Below are 21,806 nucleotides of genomic sequence, written 5' to 3' on the forward strand. Positions count from 1 at the left end.
TATAGGAAATGTCCGCGGTGAGCGACTGAAAACCGCGGTCCGCCACCCATGGGAGACCTGAGAGTCTCGCCTGTGTGGTGTCGACCATCGAGATATGGGAGTGATTCCGTGTCCCGTTTCTATGACCGCCGCCCGCTCTGGCCGTTCACCTGGTGGATGGTGGGGACGATGTTCCTCGTTCTGTTCCTGACGGGATTCCAGTGGTTCGTGGTTCACGTCCTGCCGGCCATGGCGCCGTTCCTTATCGTCGGTTTCCTGGTGATCGTCGTGGTGTGGGGAGTGCATCGCCTCCGCGGGTGATCGATTCCTTCGTGGTGCGTGCATGAGTTCCGAATCATCTGTAACCCGGAGCCGCTGGCGAGTCGGCCGCGACGTGAGGCGCCGTATTGGGCCCCGGGGCTCATCTCGTCGTTCTTCTGACCCCCCTCTTTTCTGAATTTCCTTTTCTTTGAAAGGTGTCGACGTGACCGCATTCGACCTGCCCCTGTCCGGTGGTATCGGCGAGTCCGGCTCGCCTGTTTCGGGTTCCGGGGAGCTGCTGTTGGCGGACCTGGCGAACCGTGCCGACCGGGCGTACGCCATCCACCTGGACGGCTACACCGCGTCATCGGTCCTGCATCTGCTGTGGATGGACACCGCGGACGAGGACCTTCGGGCGACGTTGAACGTCGTCTTCTCCGTGCTGGAGAGCTACCACGAGGTGACGCGGAAGGCGTGGTACGACGCCTACAACGAGTGGGCCGCGGCCGCCGGTGTCGAGCAGATCAGCGACGACACCGACGGGTCCGACGACAGCGCCACCGCGTTCAGCGACAGCACGGACAAGGTGGTTACCGGGAACGCCGAATAGCCGCGGCCACAGTACCCATTACTCGGGCGCCACCGTATAGAGAAGAGGCTCACGGCCATCATGGTCAGCATCTCCATCATCGTTCTCCTGCTGTTCACGGTCGTCGTTCTCGTCCGCTCCTACCGGCTGTCCCTCTCGTCCGCACTGCTGTGCATCGTGCTGGGCTTCTACCTGGCTTCCTCGAAACTCGCCCCGACGATCTCCGACATCATCGGACAGATCACCGGGATCGTTTCGACCATCGGAGCCTAGAACAGTCGAGATCAGGTCACCGGCCAGCGGCACCTTTTGCTAGCACCGCCGAATAAAGCTGCCGCGTAGAAGCACGGTCGCGCGGCGAAGGAATCAACTCCCATCTACCCGGGGCACGGTCGCCCCGTTCATCGGGTGACCGTGCCCCGGGCCATCGACAGTAAACGGAGGCATTTCGCATGTCCGAAAACATCCCACCGGCGCACGCCGATTCCGGCGATCCGCCGTCCGGTCACGGCGGTTGGGTGCCCGACATCCGCGCCGCACGGGCCGACCTCGTCCCCCTCGGGTCGGAGCGGCGTCCGGCCACACCCGCACAGATCGTCCGCGAGGTCGCCGCCACGCCACGGCAGGCCGACGCGTCCCGTTCGGAGCCGATGGTCGTGACCGGGGTCCCGGTCGACCCGCCCGCACCGCCGCCGAGCCCCTGGGCACTCGCCCGGTCCGGCCGCCGCCGTCCGCTCGTCCCGCCGTGGATGCGTTCGTGGTCGACGGTGCGCGCGGCGGTCCGGTGGCTGGTCGGGTACTGCGTCCACACGATCCTGTTCCACGCGCTCCGGGTGCCCGTCTACGCCGGTCGGCTCGTCTGCCGCGCACCCCGCGGCATGTCCCGCGCGGTGACCGGGCTCGTGGCGTGGATGACCGACGCGGAGACCCGCCCTGTGCGCGCCGCGGCGATCGGGCGCCAGGACGGCGCCGAGTACCTCAAACTCGCCAAGGTCCGTGACGGCCGCGTCCGCGTCCGCACCCTGACCACCCTCGCGGTCGGCCTTCCCGCACTCGCGACGCTCGTGCTCGTGTGGACGGGCACGCCGCCGGCCGCGCACCTGCTTCTGATCACAGTGGCGGTGGGTGTGCTGGGGTTCGTCGGTGCTCCGGCGGACCGGCCGCTGGTCGGCCCGGCCGTCACCCCGACCAAGGTCGGTCGGCTGACCGCGGACATCGTGGTGCGTGCGCTGGAGTCGCTGGGGATCGCTGAGATCAACAAGGCGCGGCGGGAAGGTGGCGGGATCACCTTCCCCGCGCCGATCACCCGTGACGGGCCCGGGTGGCGCGCGGACGTCGACCTTCCCTACGGGGTGACCGTGTCCGACATCCTGGACCGGCGGGAACGTCTCGCGTCCGGTCTGCGGCGTCCGCTGGGGTGCGTGTGGCCCGAAGCGGTCCACGACGCGCACGCCGGTCGGCTCGTGCTGTGGGTGGGGGACGAGGACATGTCCGCCGCCCCCGCCGCCGAATGGCCGTTGGCGCGGCGCGGCACCGCGGACGTGTTCGCACCGCTCCCGTTCGGCTCGGATGCCCGGGGCCGCCCGGTCACGGTGAGCCTGCCGGAGAACAACATCCTCGTGGGCTCCCTGCCCGGTGCGGGCAAGACCTCGGCGGTGCGGGTGCTGTTGTTGGCCTGCGGGCTGGACCCGACGTGCGAGACGTGGGTGTTCAACCTCAAGGGCACCGGCGACCTGGACGCCGCCGAGAAGTTCGCCCACCGGTACGTCACCGGCATCGACGATCCCAGCATCGAAGCCGCCCTCATCGCGCTACGCGACCTACGGGCCGAAGTCGTCCGCCGAGCGGCGGCGTTGAAGAACCTCCCGAAGGACCTGTGCCCGGACGGCAAGGTCACCCGCGCGCTGGCCAACCGCCGGTCCCTCGGTCTGCATCTGCTGGTCGCGTTCTTCGACGAGTGCCAGAACCTGTTCACCCACCCCGTGTACGGGGAGGAAGCCGGCACGCTGGCCACCGACGTCATCAAGCTCGGACGAGCCCTCGGCGTCGTGCTCGTCCTGGCGACCCAGCGGCCGGACGCGGCGAGCCTGCCGACCGGGGTGTCGTCCAGCGTCTCGGTGCGGTTCTGCCTGCGGGTCATGGGCCAGGTCGAAAACGACATGATCCTCGGAACGTCAATGTACAAGAACGGCGTCCGCGCCACGACGCTACGGCCCACCGACAAGGGAATCGGCTATCTGGTCGGCGCTACTGACGATCCGATGATCGTCCGATCCGCGTACATCGACACACCCACTGCGGACCGGATTGCCGACCGGGCGCGGGCGGTCCGCATCGAAGCGGGCACGCTCGGAGGTCTCGCGGCAGGGGAAATCGTTCCCGTGACGGCGGCCAGGACTCCGAACCTTCTGGCAGATATTCTTGCCGTGATCCCCGAATCGGAGACCAAAGTCTGGTCCGAGACGATCGTCTCCCGGCTCGCCGATATCCGTCCGGACGACTATGCCGGATGGGGCTCCGAACAACTCGCCGTGGCACNGCGACCATACGGCATCAGCACCATTCAGGTGTGGGGAACCACGGCCAAAGGGAAGGGCGCCAACCGGCGCGGCGTCGAGCGCTCCCGGATCGTCGCGGCCATCGCGGAACGTAACGGAACCGCAGGCCGTACCTGACGCGGATGGCCGCTGTCCCTAGCGTGGACCCTTGCTAGTCCTAGCGGTACCCCTAGTAGCCAACATTGCTTCTGAGCTGGGAGTTTGTGTCTAGCGAACGCTGGCCGAGAAGCCGCCGAGTGGGCTGATGGGCATCCTGTGGACCCCGCCGGGCACTGCTAGCCACCACAGGTCGTGGATGCTACCGACGGTAGTCGGACCGGGCCGTGCCGGCATGGCAATGATCCTGACAACTCATCGCTGAGAGAGAACGGAGAGAACAGATGGGAACGCTGCTGCAGGGTGCCGCAACCCCGAATTCGAGTGCGGAACAGAAGAAGCTGTGGACCGTCCGGGACCTGGCCGAATACCTCGGAGTTCCCGTGAACACCATCTACAAGTGGCGATCCATGCGGGAGGGGCCACCGGCGTACAAACTCGGACGACATATCCGCTTCGATCGTTGCGAGGTAGACGAGTGGCTAGAAAAACAGCGTTCGGTATAACCTAGATCTTCGATCGTGGCAATGGCTCTCGGTGGGCGTCTCTCATCGAGAGTCGTTGCACTGTTTAGGGAAACCGGTAGCCAGTGTCGCGCCACGCGGAAGACATTCCGCTGTCGGACGATGAGAAGCGCGCTTGGTCTCGATCGCTTGTTTACGTTTTCTGGCTGGCTGAGGTCTGTTGATATTTAGGTCACCCAAGGCTACTGGCGTGGTGTAGTTGATCGGCTCGTAGGGTTTGCGTGTGGCTGGTGATTCGCCGGTGTCGGTGTGAATTTGGCTGGATGAGAGAGGGCTGCTTGGCCCGGTCAGCGCCGGAAGTCGTCGGCCGATTTCGGTAGCCGCAGATGGCGGTCAGCGTCCGCCATCTGCCGCATCAGGCTGAAGGCTTCGGTAGCGCTGATCTCCCCGTCGGTGACCGCGATGCTGAAGATGTCGATCGTCTCGCGCGTGGTGATGTTCTGGAACCTTGCGTACCGGATGGCCTCCCCGTCGTCGGAGATCCACCAGGATCCGGCGAACGACGCCCAGTTCTTGATCACGTAGCAGGTTTGTGCCTCGCCGAGGTGCTTCAGTGGCTGATCGTCCGTGCCACCGAAGACGGCACGCCGTATCCGTGCGATCTTCTGCACGTCTGCCGGGTTGGTGATCTCGATCGGTTTGTCCAGCCAGCCCTCTAATGGGAGCTGTAGCAGCGGGGGCAACTTGGCTGCGGACCTGCTCGCTTCGTACGCGACCGCTTCTGTCCACCTGCCCCGCCCGCCGAGAACGGACTTGAGTATGTCGAGGCGGTCGACTGCCGCGAAGTTGCACAGGACGGTGTTGTCGGGGAAAAGGTGCTCGGTCATNGGGCGCCTGCCGCCCCCTCGCTGCTCTCAAGCGCCTGCCTGAGTTCGTCGGCGTCGATGCCGAGCAGGTTCGCGTAGGGGCGGATCGTGGTCGCGCCGCTTTCGTAGGCTTGGTAGGCGTCCCGAACGAGCAGGCCGGGTGGGCGGGCTCCGCTCGCGTCCGCGACCCGCTGTGCAAAGTCTTCGGAGCGTCCGGTGATGGATGCCGCCTTCGCTGCGGTGAGCTTCCGGAACCGGTCGCAGGTCCCGGCGTCGATCAGCCGCAGCTGCTGCAGCCGGATCGCCAGCGCGGAGGGCGTGACCTTGAGGTCGCAGGCGAGTGCGGCGAACCTGTCTTCGGCGAGGCCGGATGTCCCTGCCGATGCTCGCAGTGCTTCCTCTGGCATAAGGAAGGCGGACGCGAAGCTGTTCGCCCGCATCTCGCTGGGGTCTCTCGCCTGCGCCCGGTCGTAGATGTCCTTGTCCAGGTGCACGCCCTGGTCGTCTCCGGCCAGGAGGTGGCCCAGCTCGTGTGCCAGGGTGAACCGCTGCCGGGCCGGGTTCGCGGACGTCCCCAGAACGATTAGCTTCGAGTCGTCCGACGATGCCGACAGCCCGTCGAAGCCCTCGTCGAGCATGACCACGGCCACGTCGGCCCCGAACGCCTTCTCGACCAGGGCGGGCAGGTCAGCGTCGGTCATGGACAGCCCCCCGGAGGCGGCGCGCGCCAGCGCCGCGGAGGCGAGCACGCGGCCCTGCTCGGCGTACGTTCCGCCAGAGGCGCCGCCGTCGAGGGGCCGCCATGGCTGCGCCCAGCCGATCGCCGCCAGATCCTCGCGCATCACGCTGTACTTCTTCGCGGCCTCCATCGCGGTGCGCGCCTGCCCGGTCGTGGTCCGCGCGGCGAGGGCCAGCGCGGGCTCCTCCCCGGTGAGCAGCCATTCGATGGTGACGCCACACTTGTCCGCGATGCGGGCCAGATCGAGGGAGGAGAAGCGGCGGGCGCCACTGAGGGACTTGGAGAGCTTGGAGTCGTCGAGGCCGATGCCCTGGGCGAAGGCGCGACGGCTCTGCCCTGATGCTTCGATCAGGGTCAGCACTCGGCCGGGTGTGCCTTCCATGAGACGCATCCTACTTGCGATTTGCGCAAATCGCAAATCCGGTCCATGATGGCCAGGGCAGTACATGAGCGAGTACGTGGTGGACGTCGCGGGGGATGATCTGGTTGACAACGCTTGAAGGCAGTTCTACCGGGCGAGGCACGGCAGCTCCCCCCGGGCGCGTCCCTCCGCTTCCGGAGCGGGGCCGGATCGTGAACGTCCGTGGCGCGACCTGGGCCGTCACCGACGTCCAGGCGCAGGGCCTGCCGCGCAGCCCGGCGGACGAGGCCGAGGCCGGCCTGGCGCATGTCGTCATGTTGCAGTCGTTGGAGGAGGACCGGCTCGGCCAGGAGCTCGCGGTCGTCTGGGAGCTTGAGGTGGGTCAGACCATCGCCCCGGACCAGGGGCTGCCCGAGACGGTGAGCGTGGACGGATTCGACGATCCGAACACCTTGGCTGCGTTCGTTGACGCCGTCCGGTGGGGCGCCGTCACGTCGGCGGAAGGGGGCTCGTTCCAGGCCCCGTTCCGCAGCGGTGCGAACGTCGAGGCATACCAGTTGGAGCCGCTGCGCCGTGCGCTGCAGTCCGCGCGGACGAACCTTTTGCTCGCCGACGATGTCGGCCTCGGCAAGACCATCGAGGCCGGCCTGGTCATCGAGGAGCTGCTCCTGCGGCACCGCGCCCGCTCCGTCATCATCGTGTGCCCGCCGAGCCTGTCGCTGAAGTGGCGGGATGAGATGCGGGAGAAGTTCGGCCTCGAATTCGAGATCGTCAACACCGAGCTGATGGCGAGGGTGCTCCGCACGCACGGGCCGAACGCCAACCCGTTCCGGCTCTATCCGCGGGTGATCGTGTCGATGGCATGGTTGCCCTCGCTGCGCGCGCAGCGGCTGCTGCGCGCCGTGTACGCCGACGCGCGGGACACGAGCTCCGCGCGCCGGTACGCGTTCGACGTGCTCATTGTGGACGAGGCGCACCACGTCGCGCCCGCGAGCCCGGCCGCCGCCACTGGCTTCCGCGGCTACGCCGTCGACAGTCAGCGCACCGTGGCCACCAGGGCGCTGGCGGAGAAGTGCGAGCACCGGCTGTTCCTGTCCGCGACCCCACACAACGGCTACTCCGAGTCATTCACGGCGCTGCTGGAGATGATCGACGGCCGTCGGTTCAAACGGGGCGCGAACCTGGACGAGGGGGCACTGCGCGACATCGCGGNCCGCCGGCTCAAGGCGGAACTGCGCGGCACGAAGGACTTCCAGGCCCGCGAGCTGAAGACCCTGGTCTTCTCCCCCGATCGTGACGAGGTGGAGAAGTTCGCGCTACTGGACCGCATCCTCACCGAGAGCGCCCGGCTCAACGGGCGCGGCAGGTCGGGCGGCATCGTGGCGATGCTGATGAAGAAGCGGTTTCTGTCCAGCCCGTGGTCGTTCGCGCAGACGCTGCGCCACTACGCCGATTCCGACGGCGGATCGGGCATCGAGGAGGACGACGAGGACCGGTACTACCAGGAGGTCCTCGGTAGCGGCCAGTCCGACGAAGAAGAGGGCGCCGCCGCGCACCCCGAGTTCACCGCGCTGCGGCACAGCAAGCGCTCGGATCCCCTCGTCGCCGCCACCCAGCAGGACATCGACTCCCTGGTCGAGTGGGGCCTGGGCTACGAGAACACGCCGGATGCCCGGCTGGAAGCGCTGCTCACGTTCCTGAACGCTGTCTGCCGCCCTGACGGCAGGACGTGGACGAACGAGCGGGTCGTGGTGTTCACCGAGTACGCCGAGACCCTGGACTGGATCGTTCGCGTCCTCGGCCAGCGGGGGTATCGGGAGGGGAAGGAACTCGAGGTCATCCAGGGCTCGACCCCTGCGGAGGAGCGGGAGAACATCCGGGCGANGTTCACCGCGCCGCCAGACAAGCAGCAGGTCCGGGTCCTCGTTGCCACCGACTCGGCGGGAGAGGGCATCGATCTGCAGACGCACTGCCACCGGCTGGTCAACTTCGACATCCCGTTCAACCCGTCCCGGCTGGAGCAGCGGATCGGCCGTGTCGACCGCTACGGTCAGCAGCACACGCCGAAGATCTACCAGCTCGCCCCGACAGAGCGGACATCCGCGCTCGCGAAGGACACGGTGTTCCTGCTGGACAAGGTGCGCGAGAAGATCGGCCAGGTCGCCGCTGACCTCGGCTCGGTCAACGAGGTGATCGACGCGGACATCCAGGATCACTTCACCCCGGGCGGCACCGGCCGGAAGGTGAAGCTGGCTGCGCGCGGCGACGGCAGTGTGATCATCAACCGCGTTCTGGCCGGCGGCCAGGAACTGAACCGCACCCTCACCGAGCTGTCGCACACCTACCGCGACCGCAAGGCCGAGATGCACCTCACCCCCGCCAACGCGCAGCGTGTCGTGGGCACGGCACTCGAACTGACCAGTCAGCCGCCACTGAAGCCGCTGGAAGGCGACGACCCGGTGGAGGTCCTCGAGGTCCCGGCGCTCGGGGCCGCGTGGCAGCCCGCTCTGCGCGGCCTGGAGACCCGCCTCGACCCCGGCGTCCTGCGCCCCATCACGTTCGACGAGGAGATCGCCCGGGACCGGGACGACATCGTCTACATCCACCTCGGGCACGCGCTGCTCCAGCGCTCCGCGCGTATCCTGCGCGAAGCGCTGTTCAACGTGGACTCCCCGGTCCACCGGGTGACCGCGGTCGTGGCCGACGGGCTGCCGCAGTCCTGCGTCGCGGCGGTGTCCCGCCTCGTCCTGGTCGGGCTCGGCGGCCTGCGCCTGCATGAGGAGGTGTTCCTCACCGGCATCAGGCTCCGCGGCAGCGCCATGGCCGAGGCCAAGGTCGAACAGGTCCTCGACCAGACCCTGGACGCCCAGAACCTGGTCCTCGCGGGCGAGGAGGTCCGCCGCCGGCTGGTGGACCAGTGGAACGCCGACGGTGCGCCGTTGCGGACCCGGCTGCTGACCGCCATGGAACAGAAGGCCCACAGCCATCAGGAGCGGGTGATCGACACGCTGCACAAGCGGCGTGACGCCGACGTCGCCCGGGTTCGGGAGATCTTCGCCGCCTTCCGCGTCAACCTGCAGGAATCCCGCGACCGCCTCCACCGGGAGATCCGTAGCGAGGAGGAGAAGCTGTTCCCCGACGACCAGCAGCGGCAGCGTCAGCACGACCTCGCCGGGATGATCGACCGCCTGGCCAGCCTCGACGAGGAGGAGCGGCGGGAGATCAACGCGATCGGCGCCCGTTACGAAGACATCAAGCCCCACGTCACCGCGGCGGCCGTCGTGTTCGCCCTGACCCCCGAAGACGCCGCAGCGGTAGGGAACCAGGCATGAGGAACGGCGGCGACCTGCACCGGGACTGGCTCGGCCTGCTCGACACCGACGGCCCGTTCCTGTCCGTCCCCGCGCTGAAGAAGGCGTGGCCCACCGGCATGCCGCCGGGTGACCGCGCCGCCCTCGACGCGCTCCGCGATGCCAGGCCCACGTTCGAGAAGGCCTGGGACGTGTGGGACATGGCCGAGAAAGCGACCGCCGATCAGGCCGCCGCTGCGCTGGCGGAATACCGGCAGGCGCGCGACGCCTGGGTGGACGTCGTGCTGCGCGACGTTCTGGGCTGGAAGGACTTCTACCTCACCCCGCCGTCCGCCGCCGTGTTGGTCCACGCGCCCGACTACTCGGTCACCGTCAGCCCGACCGGCGCGCTCACCCGCGGCGACAGGACCGGCGCGCTCGTCCTCGTCACCGATCCGGTCGAGTCGCTGCGGGACCCGCTCGATGACGGGTGGGCCGCCAGCCCCATCGACCGGATGGAGGAACTGCTCCGGGCGTCCGACGTCCCCGTCGGCGTCGTTACCGATGGGCGCTGGTGGGCGATCGTCAGCGCCCGCCCCGAGACGATGGTCGCCTCCGGCATCACCGACTCCCAGCGGTGGATCGAGCTGCCCGTCGTCCGCGACGCGTTCATCAACCTGCTGCGCCTGCCCCGCCTGGTCGGGAACCGGGCCGAGGATCTGCTCACCGCGCTCTTCGGGGACTCGGTCGCCGCCGCCGAGGAGATCACCGAAGCACTCGGCACCAACGTCCGCCGCGCTGTGGAGCTCCTTGTCCAGGCGCTGTCGGAGTCCGCGCTCGACGTGCGGCGCCGCGGTGAGCCCGATCCGCTGCCCGCACGGCGCGATGACGTGTACCAGGCCGCCGTTACGATGATGATGCGCGTCGTGTTCCTGCTGTTCGCCGAGGAACGCGGCCTACTCCCGCAGACCCAGCTGTTCACCGGCGGGTACGGCATCAGCGACGAGCTCAACACCCTCGACCAGCGCGCCCGTGACGAGGGCGTTGAAGCCCTCGACCGCACCCACCTCACCTGGCATCGACTCCTTGCCACCTCCCAGGCCCTGTACCGGGGCGCGTCGTTCGAGGACATCCGCATCCCCTCCTACGGCGGGTCGCTGTTCGACCCCGACCGGTTCAGCTTCCTCACCACCCGTGACACCCGCGGCACACTCGCGATTGTGGTCAGCGACCGGGTCATGCTGGAAGTCCTGCGTGCCGCCCAGAAAGCCGAACTGCGCGGCGAGCCCGCACGACAGATCTCCTTCCGTGACATCGACGTCGAGCAGATCGGCTACATCTACGAGGGTCTCCTCGGCTACTCCTGCGCGGACGTCGACGAGGTCATAGTGGGGCTTATAGGAAAGAAGGGCGAGGAGCCCGAGATCCCGCTCTCGCTCCTGGAAGATCTCGTGGCGAAACACTCGAGGCCGGAGGCCCTTGCGAACGCGATCTTGGACTGGATCAAGAAAGACCAGCCCGCCGCGGTAGCCCCGACGAAGGCAGCCCTCGCGAAGTCGATCAAGAACTCAGTGGACGTCGAGGACGCCGACCGGGCGCTGCGCGCGGCGGTGCCCACCGGCCCCGGACTGCGGGAACGGCTCCGCCCCTTCATCGGCGCGATCCGCCGCGACCTGCGAAACCGGCCGACGGTCTTCCAACCGGGCGGCCTCGTCGTGGTGGAGACCCCATCCCGCGCGACGGCGGGCGCGCACTACACGCCGAAGTCCCTCGCCACCGAGGTCGTCCTGCACGCCCTCGAACCCCTTGTCTACAGTCCCGGCCCACATCAGGAGCCCGACCGGACGAAGTGGAAGCCGGTCGACTCCGATCGGATCCTCGAACTGAAGGTCGCCGACATCGCCTGCGGCTCGGGCGCCTTCCTTGTCGCCGCCGCCCGCTACCTCTCGGCCCGCCTCGTCGAGGCCTGGCGACGCCAGCACGAAACCGGCGGCATGACGCCGAAGGAACTCGAACTCCACGCCATGCGCGAGGTCATCGCCAAGTGCCTGTACGGCGCGGACATCAACCCGATGGCCGTCGAGATGTGCAAGCTGTCGCTCTGGCTGGTCTCCCTGGACCCGAAGCTCCCGTTCTCCTTCGTCGACGACAAGATTCTCCACGGCAACTCCCTGTTGGGCCTGACCGACGCGAAGCAGCTCCGGTTCCAGCACATCGACCCCGCCGCCGCGCACAAGCAGCGGACCCTCGGCACGATCGACATCGATGGCGTCCTAAATGAGGCCGCCCGGCTGCGGCGGAACCTCGCCAACGAGGTCAACAATGCCGACCCGCAGCGCTCAGTCCACGCCAAGCGACGCCAGTGGCAGCGGTTCCAGCAGATCACCGCGGAACTCGCCGACGTCGCCGACGCCATCGTCGCCGCCGGCCTGCGCCTCGGCGGCAAGCCAGGCCGAGTGCTCAACATCGCATACCAGGCCCTGGAGATCGCACTCGCTGAGGCGTATCCGGACAGCGACCTGTTCGCCCGCGACCCGGACCGCACCAAGCTCGACGCGATCCTGGCGGCTGGACTCACCCCCACGGTCCCGACGGACTACGAGCGGTGGAAGCCGCTGCACTGGATCACCGCTGTCCCGGACGTCATGGAACGGGGCGGCTTCGACGCCATCATCGGCAACCCGCCTTTCGTGACCGGTTCCGACATCAGCGGAGCTATGGGTACTAACGTCCGCGACTGGCTGGTGAACGTCCTCGCAGNGGGGCAGCGCGGAAACGCCGACCTTGTTGCGTATTTCTTTCTCCGGGCCATGTCGCTTATTGGCCACTGCGGCAACCTTGGCTTGATCGCAACAAACAGCATCGCGCAANGGAAGAGTCGCGAAGTCGGGTTGGATAGGATGGTCGGTGACGGATTTACCATTACACAATCGATCCAAAGTCGTCCTTGGCGTCCATCGGCCACCTTGGAATATTCCGCCATCTGGGGAAGTCGTCGAGTAATTGACTTGAAGATCCCCCGGATAGCCGACGGAGTGGAAACCNATCACATAACAACACTGCTTGAGCCCGCCGGCAGGGTCGATGGTAAGCCTGTCNGGTTGCTGGAGAACCTGCGTATCGCCTTTGAAGGCTGCAAGCCGTCCGGAAAGGGATTCGCCGTAGAACCCGGGAAAGTGCTTGAGTGGGTTCAGGCGAACGACAAGAATAAGGAAGTCTTGAAGCCTTACCTGAATGGGGAGGATCTTAACTCCAGTCCAGAGTACGCGGCTTCTAGGTGGATCATCGACTTCACCGAGCTCGACGAAGGCGAGGCCAGTAAGTACGAACTTCCGTTCGACCACGCCCGTGCTCTAGTGATACCGCAGAGGGCTGCCGGGTCGGTGGCCATGAGAGATGCGCCATGGTGGCTGTTCGAGCGAACGCGCCCAAACATGCGCGCCGCGATTGCACGCCTAGATGAAGTTCTAGTCATAGCAAGGCACTCCGTCACGCTGATGCCAGTGCGCGTTCCGACTATAAACCTGTTCGGCGACGCGCTGGCAGTGCTAGCCACCGATTCGTTCGCGGATCAAGCCGTTCTTTCGTCAAGCATGCATCAGATGTGGGCCATCCGCTACGGGTCCGGATTGCGGCGCGATCCGCGATATACGGCGTCTAATGTTTTCGCCGGATTCCCGAGGTCAATCCGCACGCAGAGCCTTTCCGATATTGGCGAAATGCTTCACGTTCAGCGAAAAGAAATTCAGATCCGGCGCAACCTGGGTCTCACCGACCTTTACAATCTTGTAAACGATCCGAACTTCACTGATGCCGACATTGCACACATTCGGGAGATCCACGTCGCGCTCGACAATGCCGTTATGGCTGCCTATGGCTGNGGCGACGTTTCGCTCAATCATGGGTTCCACGCATATCGCCGAATGCGTCGCTGGTCCGTGAGTCCGACAGCGCGTGTGGAGATTTTGGACAGGCTACTCGAAGAGAACCTGCGGCGGGCCGCCGTTCAGAGTGGGGCACCGCCAGTCGATGACGAGGACGACGAGGACGAGGCGGATGGCGAATGAGTACACCCGCGAAGACCGTCGAGCCGCCCCAGTACCGGCTGGAGCTCGAGCCGGATGGGAGTTCCTGGACCGCCCGGGAGAACCTGGCTGACATCCTGGAGCGGGAACTCCTTGGGCCGATGAACGGGCCGACCGAGGTCATCGACGGTGCGCCTGACGCTGTGTACCTGGTCGGGCGGATCGCGCCGTTCAAGCTCGCCGCAGGGGTCGATGACCNGGCGGACGCGGACACAGACGAGGCCGACAGTGACGTAGGGGATTCTGGCGACGCGCAGGAGGTCCAGGGCGTGCCGCTTACTGGGGTTGACGACAGCGGTGCTGGGGCGGACGAGGATTCTGGGCTGGAGGACACACCGCAGCAGCGTGGGCTGATGATTCCGGCGTCGATGGGGCTGCGGTGCCAGGTCCCCGACGACCTGGAGTCGTTCACCGTCACCGCGTCCTGGGGCGTCTACGAGGCGGTGCCTGCGGCTGAGGGTGACGAGTCACGAATCCGGCGGTACAAGCGGACCCCGGTTGAGATCCCCAAGCGGATCATGGTCGCCGACCTTGACCCGTCCGTGACGATGACGGTCCCGCTCAAGGACAAGGTCGTGCTGCGCGTTGACCGGCATGATGATGATCGTCATCGCCGAGTGGTCGAGATCGCATTGTGCAACGACCGGGAGGCGCCGCGGAAGATTCCTGTCGACGCGTGGCTGTACCAGGCGAAGATCGCCGTGACCACAGACGGGGAGCCCGCGTTCCTACCGGTGACCGATGTGCTGACCGATGACCGGTGGGAGCGGGATGACGAGGTCCGGCGGCTGAACCTGCAGTACCGGGACAGGCTGGAGTTCGCTGTCGGGCGGACCTGCTCGGTCGGCTGGGAGGAGCCGGCCAGGTGGGATTCTCCTGAGATCCGAGCCGTTCCGGGTAACCGCCGGGTCGGCAGGATCTGGACGACCTGGCTGCCGGTGAGTGAGACGCCGCAGGTCGCCGCCGACGAGATCGGTGAGGCGCTGCTCGACATGCGCGAGCTGGCCGCCGCGTCCGTGGATGAGCTGCGCGCGGGGCTGTCGCCGATCGCGGCGATGTACGGCTCGTGGCTGGACGGCGAGGAGGCCCGGGCGAATCAGCTTCCCGATCACTTGCGGGACGAGGGGCTGGACGCGGTTCATGAGGCACGCAAGGTGCAGCGCCAGCTCGCGGCCGGCGTTGAGCACCTGCTGAGCGACGCGGACGCGCTGCGGTGCTTCCGGTTCATGAACGAGGTGATGGCCGACCAGCGCGTGCAGTCCCAGGTCGCGCGCCGCCGGGCGAGCCACCCGGCGGAATCCCTCGACGAGGTACGGGCAGCGGTGCTGGCCGGAGACAAGCCGCACTCGTGGCGCACGTTCCAGCTCGCGTTCATCCTCATGCAGCTGCCGCTGCTCACTGACCCTGCGGCGCAGATGCGCTCCAGGGATCTGGCCAAGGCGCAGCTGCTGTTCTTCCCGACCGGTGGCGGCAAGACCGAGGCGTATTTGGGGCTGGCGGCCTACGCGTTCGCGATCCGGCGGCTCCAAGGCGTGGTCCCGGCCGCGGATGGCTCACTCGACGGCGGCGCCGGAGTGACCGTGCTGATGCGGTACACGCTGCGGCTGCTGACAGCCCAACAGTTCCAGCGGGCGACGGCGCTGGTGTGCGCGGCGGAGATGGCGCGGCGTCGCGACGTCCATGCCTGGGGCGCCGAGCCGTTCCGGATCGGGCTGTGGGTCGGGACAGATGTCTCGCCGAAGCGGTATGAGGAGGCGAAGGAGCAGCTCAAGCGGTCCTCCTCCTCGGGCGGCTACTCGCGGCTGACCGTGCTGCAATTCCAGCGCTGCCCCTGGTGCGGCACCCCGATCGGCGCGGCCAACGTGCGCACCGACGACGAGCGCCAGCGCGTCTACGTGTACTGCGGCGATGAGCTGGGCGACTGCCCGTTCTCCCGTGACGGGCTGGTGGCCGACGGGCTGCCCGTTCTGACGGTGGATGAGGAGATCTACCGGCTGGCGCCCGCGTTCGTGATCGCGACCGTGGACAAGTTCGCCCGGCTGGCGCGGGAGGGCGAAGCGGCGGCGCTCTTTGGCTACGTGGCCGAGAAGTGCGAGCTGCACGGCTACGTGCACCAGGATTACCAGGGCTGCAAGATCGCCGTGGGCAGCAAGCACCCGAAGACCACGGCCTACCGGCGGCCGGTGACCCAGCTTCGTCCGCCGGACCTGATCATCCAGGACGAGCTCCACCTGATCACCGGTGCGCTCGGGACGACGGTCGGGCTGTTCGAGGTCGCTGTCGACGCCCTGTGCTCGTGGCGAACTCCCGCGGATCTGCCGGTGCGGCCCCTTCTCGTCGCGTCCACCGCGACCGCGCGCAACGCCGCCGAGCAGGTGCGCGCTCTGTACGGGCGGGACACCACGATCTTCCCGCCGCAGGTCCTCGACGCGGGCAGGACGTTCTTCTCCTCCGAGCAGCCCATCTCACGGACGTTTCCGGGGCGGCGGTACGTCGGGATCAGCACCTCCGGGGTCCGGCTCACAACTGCGGAGATCCGGGTATCGGAGGTGCTGATGGCGGCCGGGCAGCTCCTCCTCGACCGGTCCGGGGACGTCGCCGATCCGTACCTGACGCTGGTGGGGTACTTCAGCGCGACCCGCGAGCTGGCCGGCATGGCCCGGTACCTGGGCGATGACGTGCAGACGGCGCTGGCGAAGGGGCACCCGTGGTCCCGGCTCCCGCGCCGGTTCGGCACGGTCGGGCAGCTGCATCTGGCGGAGCTGACCTCCCGGGTCTCCTCGGCCGACATCACCGGGACGCTGGACCAGATGGGAGTCTCGTTCGACGCGAGGTTCGACTCGACGGCGGCGCGGCGAGACAGGGCGGCGCGGCGGAAGGCGGGCGAGAAGCTCGTCGACCGACCGGTGCGCCCGTTCGACGTGGTCCTGGCGACGTCGATGCTGCAGGTCGGCGTCGACGTCGACCGGCTCGGCCTGATGCTGGTGGTCGGCCAGCCGAAGAACACCGCCGAGTACATCCAGGCATCCTCCAGGGTCGGCCGGCAGGCGTCCCGTCCCGGCCTGGTGGTCGCGCTCGGGAATTGGGCCCGGCCGCGGGACCTGGCGCACTTCGAGCAGTTCCAGCACTACCACGAGACGTTCTACGCCCAGGTCGAGGCGCTGTCAGTGACGCCGTTCTCGGCCACGTCTCTGGACCGCGGCCTGGACGGCGTGCTGGTCAGCGCTGCCCGGGTGCTGGAGGCGGTCGTGCCCGACGGGCTGTCACNGGAGAAGAACGCGGGCCGGATCACGGACCGGCGGGACGTCGTCGCCGAGGTGATCGACGCGCTGGTGCGCCGGATCGGGCGCGCGGCGACCGAGAGCGACGCCGAGCGGGCGCGGGCGCGGCTGCTGAACCGGCTCGACCAGTGGGTCTCCCGGCGCAAGCACCTGGCCGACCTGCACAAGACCCTCGTCTACGAGCGGTTCTCCGCCTCGGACGAGGGGAAGTACGACGCGCTGATGATGAGCGCGGAAAACGCCCGCGCGCTCGGCAATGGCAGCGATGTCGCGCCGTTCGTCGTCGCGAACTCCATGCGTGAGGTGCAGCCGGAGATCAACCTCCTGGTCAGCCCGATCAAGGACAACCTGATCTACATCGAGCCCCCCGGCGCGCCACGGTGGGAGTTCCCCCCTGCTGAGGAGGCCATGTCGTGAGCCTGCTGTACAACGAGCAGCGCCCGGTCGACCCGCTGGGCGACGCGGACGCCGAGAACGAGAAGCAGATCAAGCACAACCGGGCCAAGGTCGGGTCCAGCCGTCCGTCGTCCCTGCTGTACACCTACGGCCCGGGCGCGATCATGGACCTGCCCCAGTTTACGATCATGCCGACCGGTCTGGACGACTGGAACCGGATCTGGCGACGCCGCGAGTCCGACCCACCGCAGATCCGCGCGCCCCGGCTGCGGCAGGCGGTCCGCACCNACATGAGGGCCCCGAACGTGCAGCTGCGCCCGTTCCCATGGNAGCCGAAGCGGAACACCTTCAGCAGCGAAGGCGCCGACCTCGGCGTGCCCGCGCGGGTGTTCCCCCAGTGGCTGCGGTGCACCGGCTGCGACCTGCTCGGCCTGGTATCTCGATTCAGCTACGTCAACACCCACCCGTACCGCAGCGACCTCGCCCGCTTCGAGCATCCGAAGTGCCCTGGCCGCAGCGGCGAGGGTAAGGCGACCCGCCCCGCCGTCCCGGCCCGGTACCTGCTCGCCTGCACGGCGGGGCACCTGGATGAGTTCCCCTACGACCTGTGGGTGCACCGAGGCCGCCGGTGTGCGAAGGCCGAGTTCCCGATCCTGAAGATGATCGACCGGACGGCCGGCAAGGGCGCGTCCGCGACGATCCACTGCGGGTCCTGCGGGCAGCGGCGTCCGATGAACGAGGCCCAGGGCGTCGCGGGCGCCGCGAAGCTGCCGAAGTGCCGGGGCCGTCACCCCCACCTGGACGCGTTCGAGCCGCAGGGCTGCCGCGCGGAGACGAAGCTGATGCTGATCGGCGCGTCCAACCTGTGGTTCCCCTCCACCCTGTCGATCATCGTGATGCCCGAATCGGCGGAGGAGAAGGCCAGCGACCTGGCGGACAGGCTCCGGGGAGCGCTCGGGGACAAACTCGCGAAGTACGCGGGCAACCTGGAGGTCATCCGTGACCTCGCGGCGACCGCGCAGGTCGACGTGACCGGCCAGTCCGATGACGAGCTGGCAGCGTTGGTGGCCACCGCCCTGGCACCGCCTCCGTCGGAGGAGGAGCAGGAAGCCAGACTCCGCGCCTGGGACCCGGTCGACCTGCTCGTCCCGGAATGGCGGTACCTGCTCAAGGATCCGATCGGAGACCGGCACGAGGATCGGGCCAGCGGCCTCACGTTGTCACGGCGGGACCGGGATCCACAGCTGCGGCCCGAGATCACCCGGGTGCTGGCGGCGGAGCGGCTGCGGAAGGTCAACGCGCTGACGGGCTTCACCCGGATCGACGCGTTCGACCGGGTCGGTGACGTGCCCCGCCGCCTCGTCCCACTGGCCCGGGAGCGGTATCCCGACTGGACCGTCGCGACCGAGGACCGGGGCGAGGGCGTCTTCCTCCAGCTTGACGAGGAACGGGTCGCGGCCTGGGAGCAGAAGGTTTCGGCCAGCGAGATCTGGGAGGCGCACCGGCAGGCACACCGGCGGAACTTCAACCGGCGGTTCTCCGAGACCGCGGAGAACATCGATGCCGACGACCGGCTGAGGCCACCGCGGTACTGGCTCATTCACAGCCTCGCGCACATTTTGATCCGTGGCATGGCGATGGAGTGCGGGTACTCCGCCGCGAGCCTGAGCGAACGGCTGTACGCCTGGCCCGGGACGGATGAGCGTCCGCCCGCTGCCGGGCTGCTGATCGTGACAACCGCATCAGACAGCGACGGCACCCTCGGCGGCCTCGTATCGCTGAGCGAGCCCGTTCGCCTGCAGCAGGTGGTGTCATCGGCGCTGGAGCGAGCGGCACGCTGCTCCTCGGACCCGATCTGCGCGCGCCGCACCCCCGCCGACCCGGAAGACTTCCTGCACGGGGCGGCGTGCCACTGCTGCGTGATGGCATCCGAGACATCGTGCGAGCGGGCCAACCGGTTCCTGGACCGACGATTCCTCATCGACCTCCCAGGAAGCTCCCTTGGGTTCTTTACATGACCCCGCCAGGAAGCTCGGCGCGCTGCTGACCGGGACCGAAGCACGGGAAATCGCGGACCACCTGGCGGACGACGACACGCTCACCGCGTCGCTGCGAGTCGTTCCGGGTGGCCGCCGGGCGGAGATCCGCCTTCTGCTGGCGGGCATCGACCGGGCCGCAATGATCGCTGTGTTGCGGGCGATCGAAGGTGCCCGGTCAGCGCCGACGACCGTGGACCCGCTGTGGACCATGCCGGGCCACCTGGCCCAGCACGGGCGACTGACACAGTCGGTGACGTACCTGGTAAACAGCGCGAGGTACTCGGTCATCTGCTCGACGTNCAACTTCCAGCGATCATCAGGCCTGTGGAAGGCGCTGCGGCGAGCAGCACAGCGACCCGAAATTACGATGAAGGTCTACCTCGACACGGACGCGGCTGACGCCGGACCGCGGCGACCCGGGTCCCCGACAACGGACGAGGTCGCGGCGCACCTGCACCCGGCCCTGATCCTGCGGACGAAGCGCTTCGACGGCCGCCAGGTCCGCAACCACTCGAAGTTCCTGTCGATCGACCACAGGTTCCTGCTCGTCACGAGTGCGAACTTCTCCTGGAGTGCCGAGAACGCGAACCTGGAATTCGGCGTCGTCATCGACAACCGCAACCTCGCCGACGCCATCGAGCGAGAGCTACGCGAGGCTGAGGAGTTTATCTTCGAACACGTACGTACGTACGGAACTTCGGCGAGCGAACATGAATAGCTCAACGGCCGGCGCGGGCCGCAATACGAGAGTCGAATACGAATTGTAGCGCCCTGGTCGTGCTTCGCCGCGTTCTGGCCGGATGGTGCAGATGCCGAGCTACTTTCGACGCTCCCACGCTGACCACTGCCGCGAACCTCGCTGCTACCCGGCGGTCGACGGGGGATTATGCGGGTGCCCGGGAGCTGTTTGAGCGGGTGTTGGAGCGTAGCCGGGCGATCCTCGGGGAGGACCGCCCGATCACCGTCGCCGCACGTGACGCTCTTTCGGCGCTCGACACGGATGTCCGAACGTAACGGAGTCAGAACGCCAATACGGAGAGGGTCTCGGCGGCGCCCGGATTCGAGACCTTGCGGCCGAGGTAGGTGCTCAGCGTCAGTGACGGGTTCTGGTGACCGAGGACATCGGCAATCTGGCGNGGCGAGTGACCGTCCTCGTCCAGCAGGGTCGCCACAGACTTGCGGCCGAACAGGTGGGAAGTCAGGCCGGGGAATCCAGCGCCNGTGACCGCATCGCGGATGTCGGCTTGCGTGTTACTCGGGTCGCGTAGGCTGCCCTTTGGTGCCGGAAACACGACGTCCGACGGTGCCTGTCCTGTCTGTCGGGCGCGCAGCATTGCCACCGCCCACCCTGGCAGCAGAAGAAGCCGGTGTCCCGCCTTGGACTTCGGACGCGGCTTGTTGATCAGCCCTTGTCCCGGCACGCGGACGACTGTGGAGCGAATTTCGATGGTGCCCGCGTTCAGATCGACTGCGCCCCAGACCAGGCCGCAGATCTCGCCGATTCGTGCGCCAGTGGCCATCAGTGCATCGACCAGGTCCGGTATGTCACGGCGTCGGGCGCGCTCGTCGTAGGTCAGCAGGGCCCGCAACTGCCGGAGCTGGGCGAGGCTCAGGGAACGCGGTGCCGGCTTCGGGGTGCTCCGGGCGATCGGGCCGGCGTCGCGGACCAGGTTGCGGTCCAGCGCGTCCACGCGGGTCGCCATGGCGCACATGCCCGAGAGCGCTGCGCGGGCCATCTTCGCCGTGCCGGGGCCGCTCTTGTCCGTCACCGCGGCCAGGAACCGGTCCACCAGACCTACCGTGAGCTGACGGACCTTCACCTCGCCGAGGGCCGGGTACACGTGCCGGTCCAGCGTCCCCCGGTAGGCCGAGATCGTGTTGGGGGACAGGTCCCGCTTGCTCACCGCGACGAACCACGCCTCCCCGAGGACCTTCACCGCGGTATCCCCGGTGATGTCGCCGTCCCCGATCGCGACCCGCACCCGGTCACGCAGAGCACGCCGCAACGCGACCTCCGCGGCGGCTTTGGAGGTGCCGCTACGTTCCACCTCGCGACGGACGCCGTCGTGATCGCGGTAGAAACAGCGTGCACGGACGCCCTTCGTGGTCGTGCTGAAGAAGATCTTCCCGCCGGTGCCGAGGTCCATCGCCGGACGCGCCATGCCCCACCGTCCACATCGTCAGGGTGCCGGAGAACGGTGGCAATCATAGCTTGATCATCCCGTACAAACCCCGTACTTTGGCCGATCAAAAACGATTAGAGTCGAGTATTCATCGTCTACGGGAATGTTCAGCGGCGCAGGTCACGGCAGGTTTCGGAAGACATCGACGAACGTCGAAAGAACGTAAATGCTAATCCGTCGGTCGTGGGTTCGAGCCCCNCCCGCCCCACCCGTTTTCTGATCATGCCTCCGACCTCGGTGAATGCGGTTCGCGATCTATCGCGTTGAGATTCAACACCATGGAACGGTGCTGGTCAGGGCCTCGACAGCTGGTTCGAGCCCCGGCCGGACGACCTCGTTGCAGTGGACGCGAACCGCCTCCGCCTGGCCCAGGTGCTGTGCAGGGCGGCCTGGGACGACACGTGCAGTCGCCGCCGACAGCCACCGGGTCAGCGCCAGGAGCGTGCAGGCGACCTGTTCGCCAATGGCCTGGACGGGGATGAAGGGACGGTCACGTCCAGATGTCGCACCGCTGTCGCGTCCCTGAGGTTGCCCGTTGGGCGACCTGCGCGGCCTGCTCGGTGCACGACGAATCCGGTGTTGTAGGTCAGTGCAGGTCGACCCGGGGCGCGGTGCCGGG

9 protein-coding genes and 14 pseudogenes are annotated in these 21,806 nt (G+C 67.6%); 18 read left to right on the forward strand and 5 right to left on the reverse strand.

The genetic code is table 11. The annotated features are described in order from the left end of the window. The first annotated feature begins 108 nt into the window (after positions 1–108). The 5 genes from UG55_RS22835 to UG55_RS27815 all read left to right on the forward strand — a co-directional run bounded on the left by UG55_RS22835 (position 109) and on the right by UG55_RS27815 (position 3,989). Positions 109–300, forward strand: coding sequence for a hypothetical protein (locus UG55_RS22835; RefSeq protein ID WP_066072876.1), 192 nt, complete (start codon positions 109–111; stop codon positions 298–300). Positions 301–463: 163 nt separating this feature from the next. Then, positions 464–850, forward strand: a complete 387-nt coding sequence (locus UG55_RS22840) for a hypothetical protein (RefSeq protein ID WP_199865231.1) — start codon at positions 464–466, stop codon at positions 848–850. Positions 851–910: 60 nt separating this feature from the next. Then, on the forward strand, positions 911–1,102 hold the full coding sequence (locus tag UG55_RS22845; RefSeq protein WP_083987104.1) for a hypothetical protein: 192 nt from the start codon (positions 911–913) through the stop codon (positions 1,100–1,102). A gap of 179 nt (positions 1,103–1,281) precedes the next feature. Next, positions 1,282–3,367 (forward strand): cell division protein FtsK (locus UG55_RS47920; RefSeq protein WP_396230981.1); only part of this gene is annotated, 2,086 nt, incomplete at its 3' end. A gap of 400 nt (positions 3,368–3,767) precedes the next feature. Next, positions 3,768–3,989: an AlpA family transcriptional regulator gene (locus UG55_RS27815; RefSeq protein ID WP_083987105.1), complete on the forward strand. Its 222-nt coding sequence runs from the start codon at positions 3,768–3,770 to the stop codon at positions 3,987–3,989. 305 nt (positions 3,990–4,294) lie between these two features. On the opposite strand, the gene UG55_RS22855 is transcribed toward UG55_RS27815, so the two are convergent. Both UG55_RS22855 and UG55_RS47925 read right to left on the reverse strand, forming a co-directional pair. After that, on the reverse strand, positions 4,295–4,834 hold a 540-nt coding region (locus UG55_RS22855), incomplete at its 5' end, for a hypothetical protein (protein ID WP_066072882.1). Between the two features lies 1 nt (position 4,835). Further along, a pseudogene (locus tag UG55_RS47925) lies at positions 4,836–6,000 on the reverse strand (ImmA/IrrE family metallo-endopeptidase); the annotation flags it as partial. Positions 6,001–6,029: 29 nt separating this feature from the next. On the opposite strand from UG55_RS47925, the gene UG55_RS47930 reads away from it, so the two are divergent. From UG55_RS47930 to UG55_RS27820, 13 genes and pseudogenes are all read left to right on the forward strand, one after another. Further along, a partial coding sequence (locus UG55_RS47930) for an SNF2-related protein (RefSeq protein ID WP_396230982.1) occupies positions 6,030–7,125 on the forward strand: 1,096 nt, incomplete at its 3' end. Between the two features lies 1 nt (position 7,126). Further along, positions 7,127–7,797 (forward strand): annotated as a pseudogene (locus UG55_RS47935) (ATP-dependent helicase); the annotation flags it as partial. 1 nt (position 7,798) lies between these two features. After that, positions 7,799–9,245: pseudogene (locus UG55_RS47940) on the forward strand (helicase-related protein); the annotation flags it as partial. Between the two features lie 1,196 nt (positions 9,246–10,441). Beyond that, positions 10,442–11,963, forward strand: a 1,522-nt coding sequence (locus tag UG55_RS47945; RefSeq protein ID WP_396230984.1) for an Eco57I restriction-modification methylase domain-containing protein, incomplete at its 3' end; no start/stop codon positions are given. A gap of 1 nt (position 11,964) precedes the next feature. Continuing rightward, positions 11,965–12,073, forward strand: a pseudogene (locus tag UG55_RS47950) (hypothetical protein); the annotation flags it as partial. Positions 12,074–13,266: 1,193 nt separating this feature from the next. Next, positions 13,267–13,486 (forward strand): annotated as a pseudogene (locus UG55_RS47955) (hypothetical protein); the annotation flags it as partial. Between the two features lies 1 nt (position 13,487). Continuing rightward, positions 13,488–16,555, forward strand: a pseudogene (drmA, locus tag UG55_RS47960) (DISARM system helicase DrmA); the annotation flags it as partial. A gap of 1 nt (position 16,556) precedes the next feature. Beyond that, positions 16,557–16,986, forward strand: a pseudogene (locus UG55_RS47965) (helicase); the annotation flags it as partial. Further along, positions 16,983–17,252 (forward strand): annotated as a pseudogene (locus UG55_RS42255) (hypothetical protein); the annotation flags it as partial. The pseudogenes UG55_RS47965 and UG55_RS42255, both read left to right, overlap by 4 nt. 43 nt (positions 17,253–17,295) lie before the next feature. Continuing rightward, positions 17,296–18,983 (forward strand): annotated as a pseudogene (gene drmB / locus UG55_RS47970) (DrmB family protein); the annotation flags it as partial. Next, positions 18,967–19,303 (forward strand): annotated as a pseudogene (locus UG55_RS47975) (phospholipase); the annotation flags it as partial. The pseudogenes drmB and UG55_RS47975, both read left to right, overlap by 17 nt. A 1-nt stretch (position 19,304) precedes the next feature. Then, positions 19,305–19,722 (forward strand): annotated as a pseudogene (locus UG55_RS47980) (phospholipase D-like domain-containing protein); the annotation flags it as partial. 59 nt (positions 19,723–19,781) lie between these two features. Further along, on the forward strand, positions 19,782–20,018 hold the full coding sequence (locus UG55_RS27820) for a tetratricopeptide repeat protein (protein WP_242424962.1): 237 nt from the start codon (positions 19,782–19,784) through the stop codon (positions 20,016–20,018). Positions 20,019–20,023: 5 nt separating this feature from the next. On the opposite strand, the pseudogene UG55_RS45695 reads toward UG55_RS27820, so the two are convergent. From UG55_RS45695 to xerC, 3 pseudogenes are all read right to left on the reverse strand, one after another. Beyond that, a pseudogene (locus UG55_RS45695) lies at positions 20,024–20,140 on the reverse strand (site-specific integrase); the annotation flags it as partial. Position 20,141: 1 nt separating this feature from the next. After that, positions 20,142–20,224 (reverse strand): annotated as a pseudogene (locus UG55_RS42260) (hypothetical protein); the annotation flags it as partial. Position 20,225: 1 nt separating this feature from the next. Beyond that, positions 20,226–21,166: pseudogene (gene xerC / locus UG55_RS46370) on the reverse strand (tyrosine recombinase XerC); the annotation flags it as partial. Positions 21,167–21,806: the final 640 nt, after the last annotated feature.

The sequence above is a fragment of the Frankia sp. EI5c genome, from assembly GCF_001636565.1.
Taxonomy (GTDB): domain Bacteria; phylum Actinomycetota; class Actinomycetes; order Frankiales; family Frankiaceae; genus Parafrankia.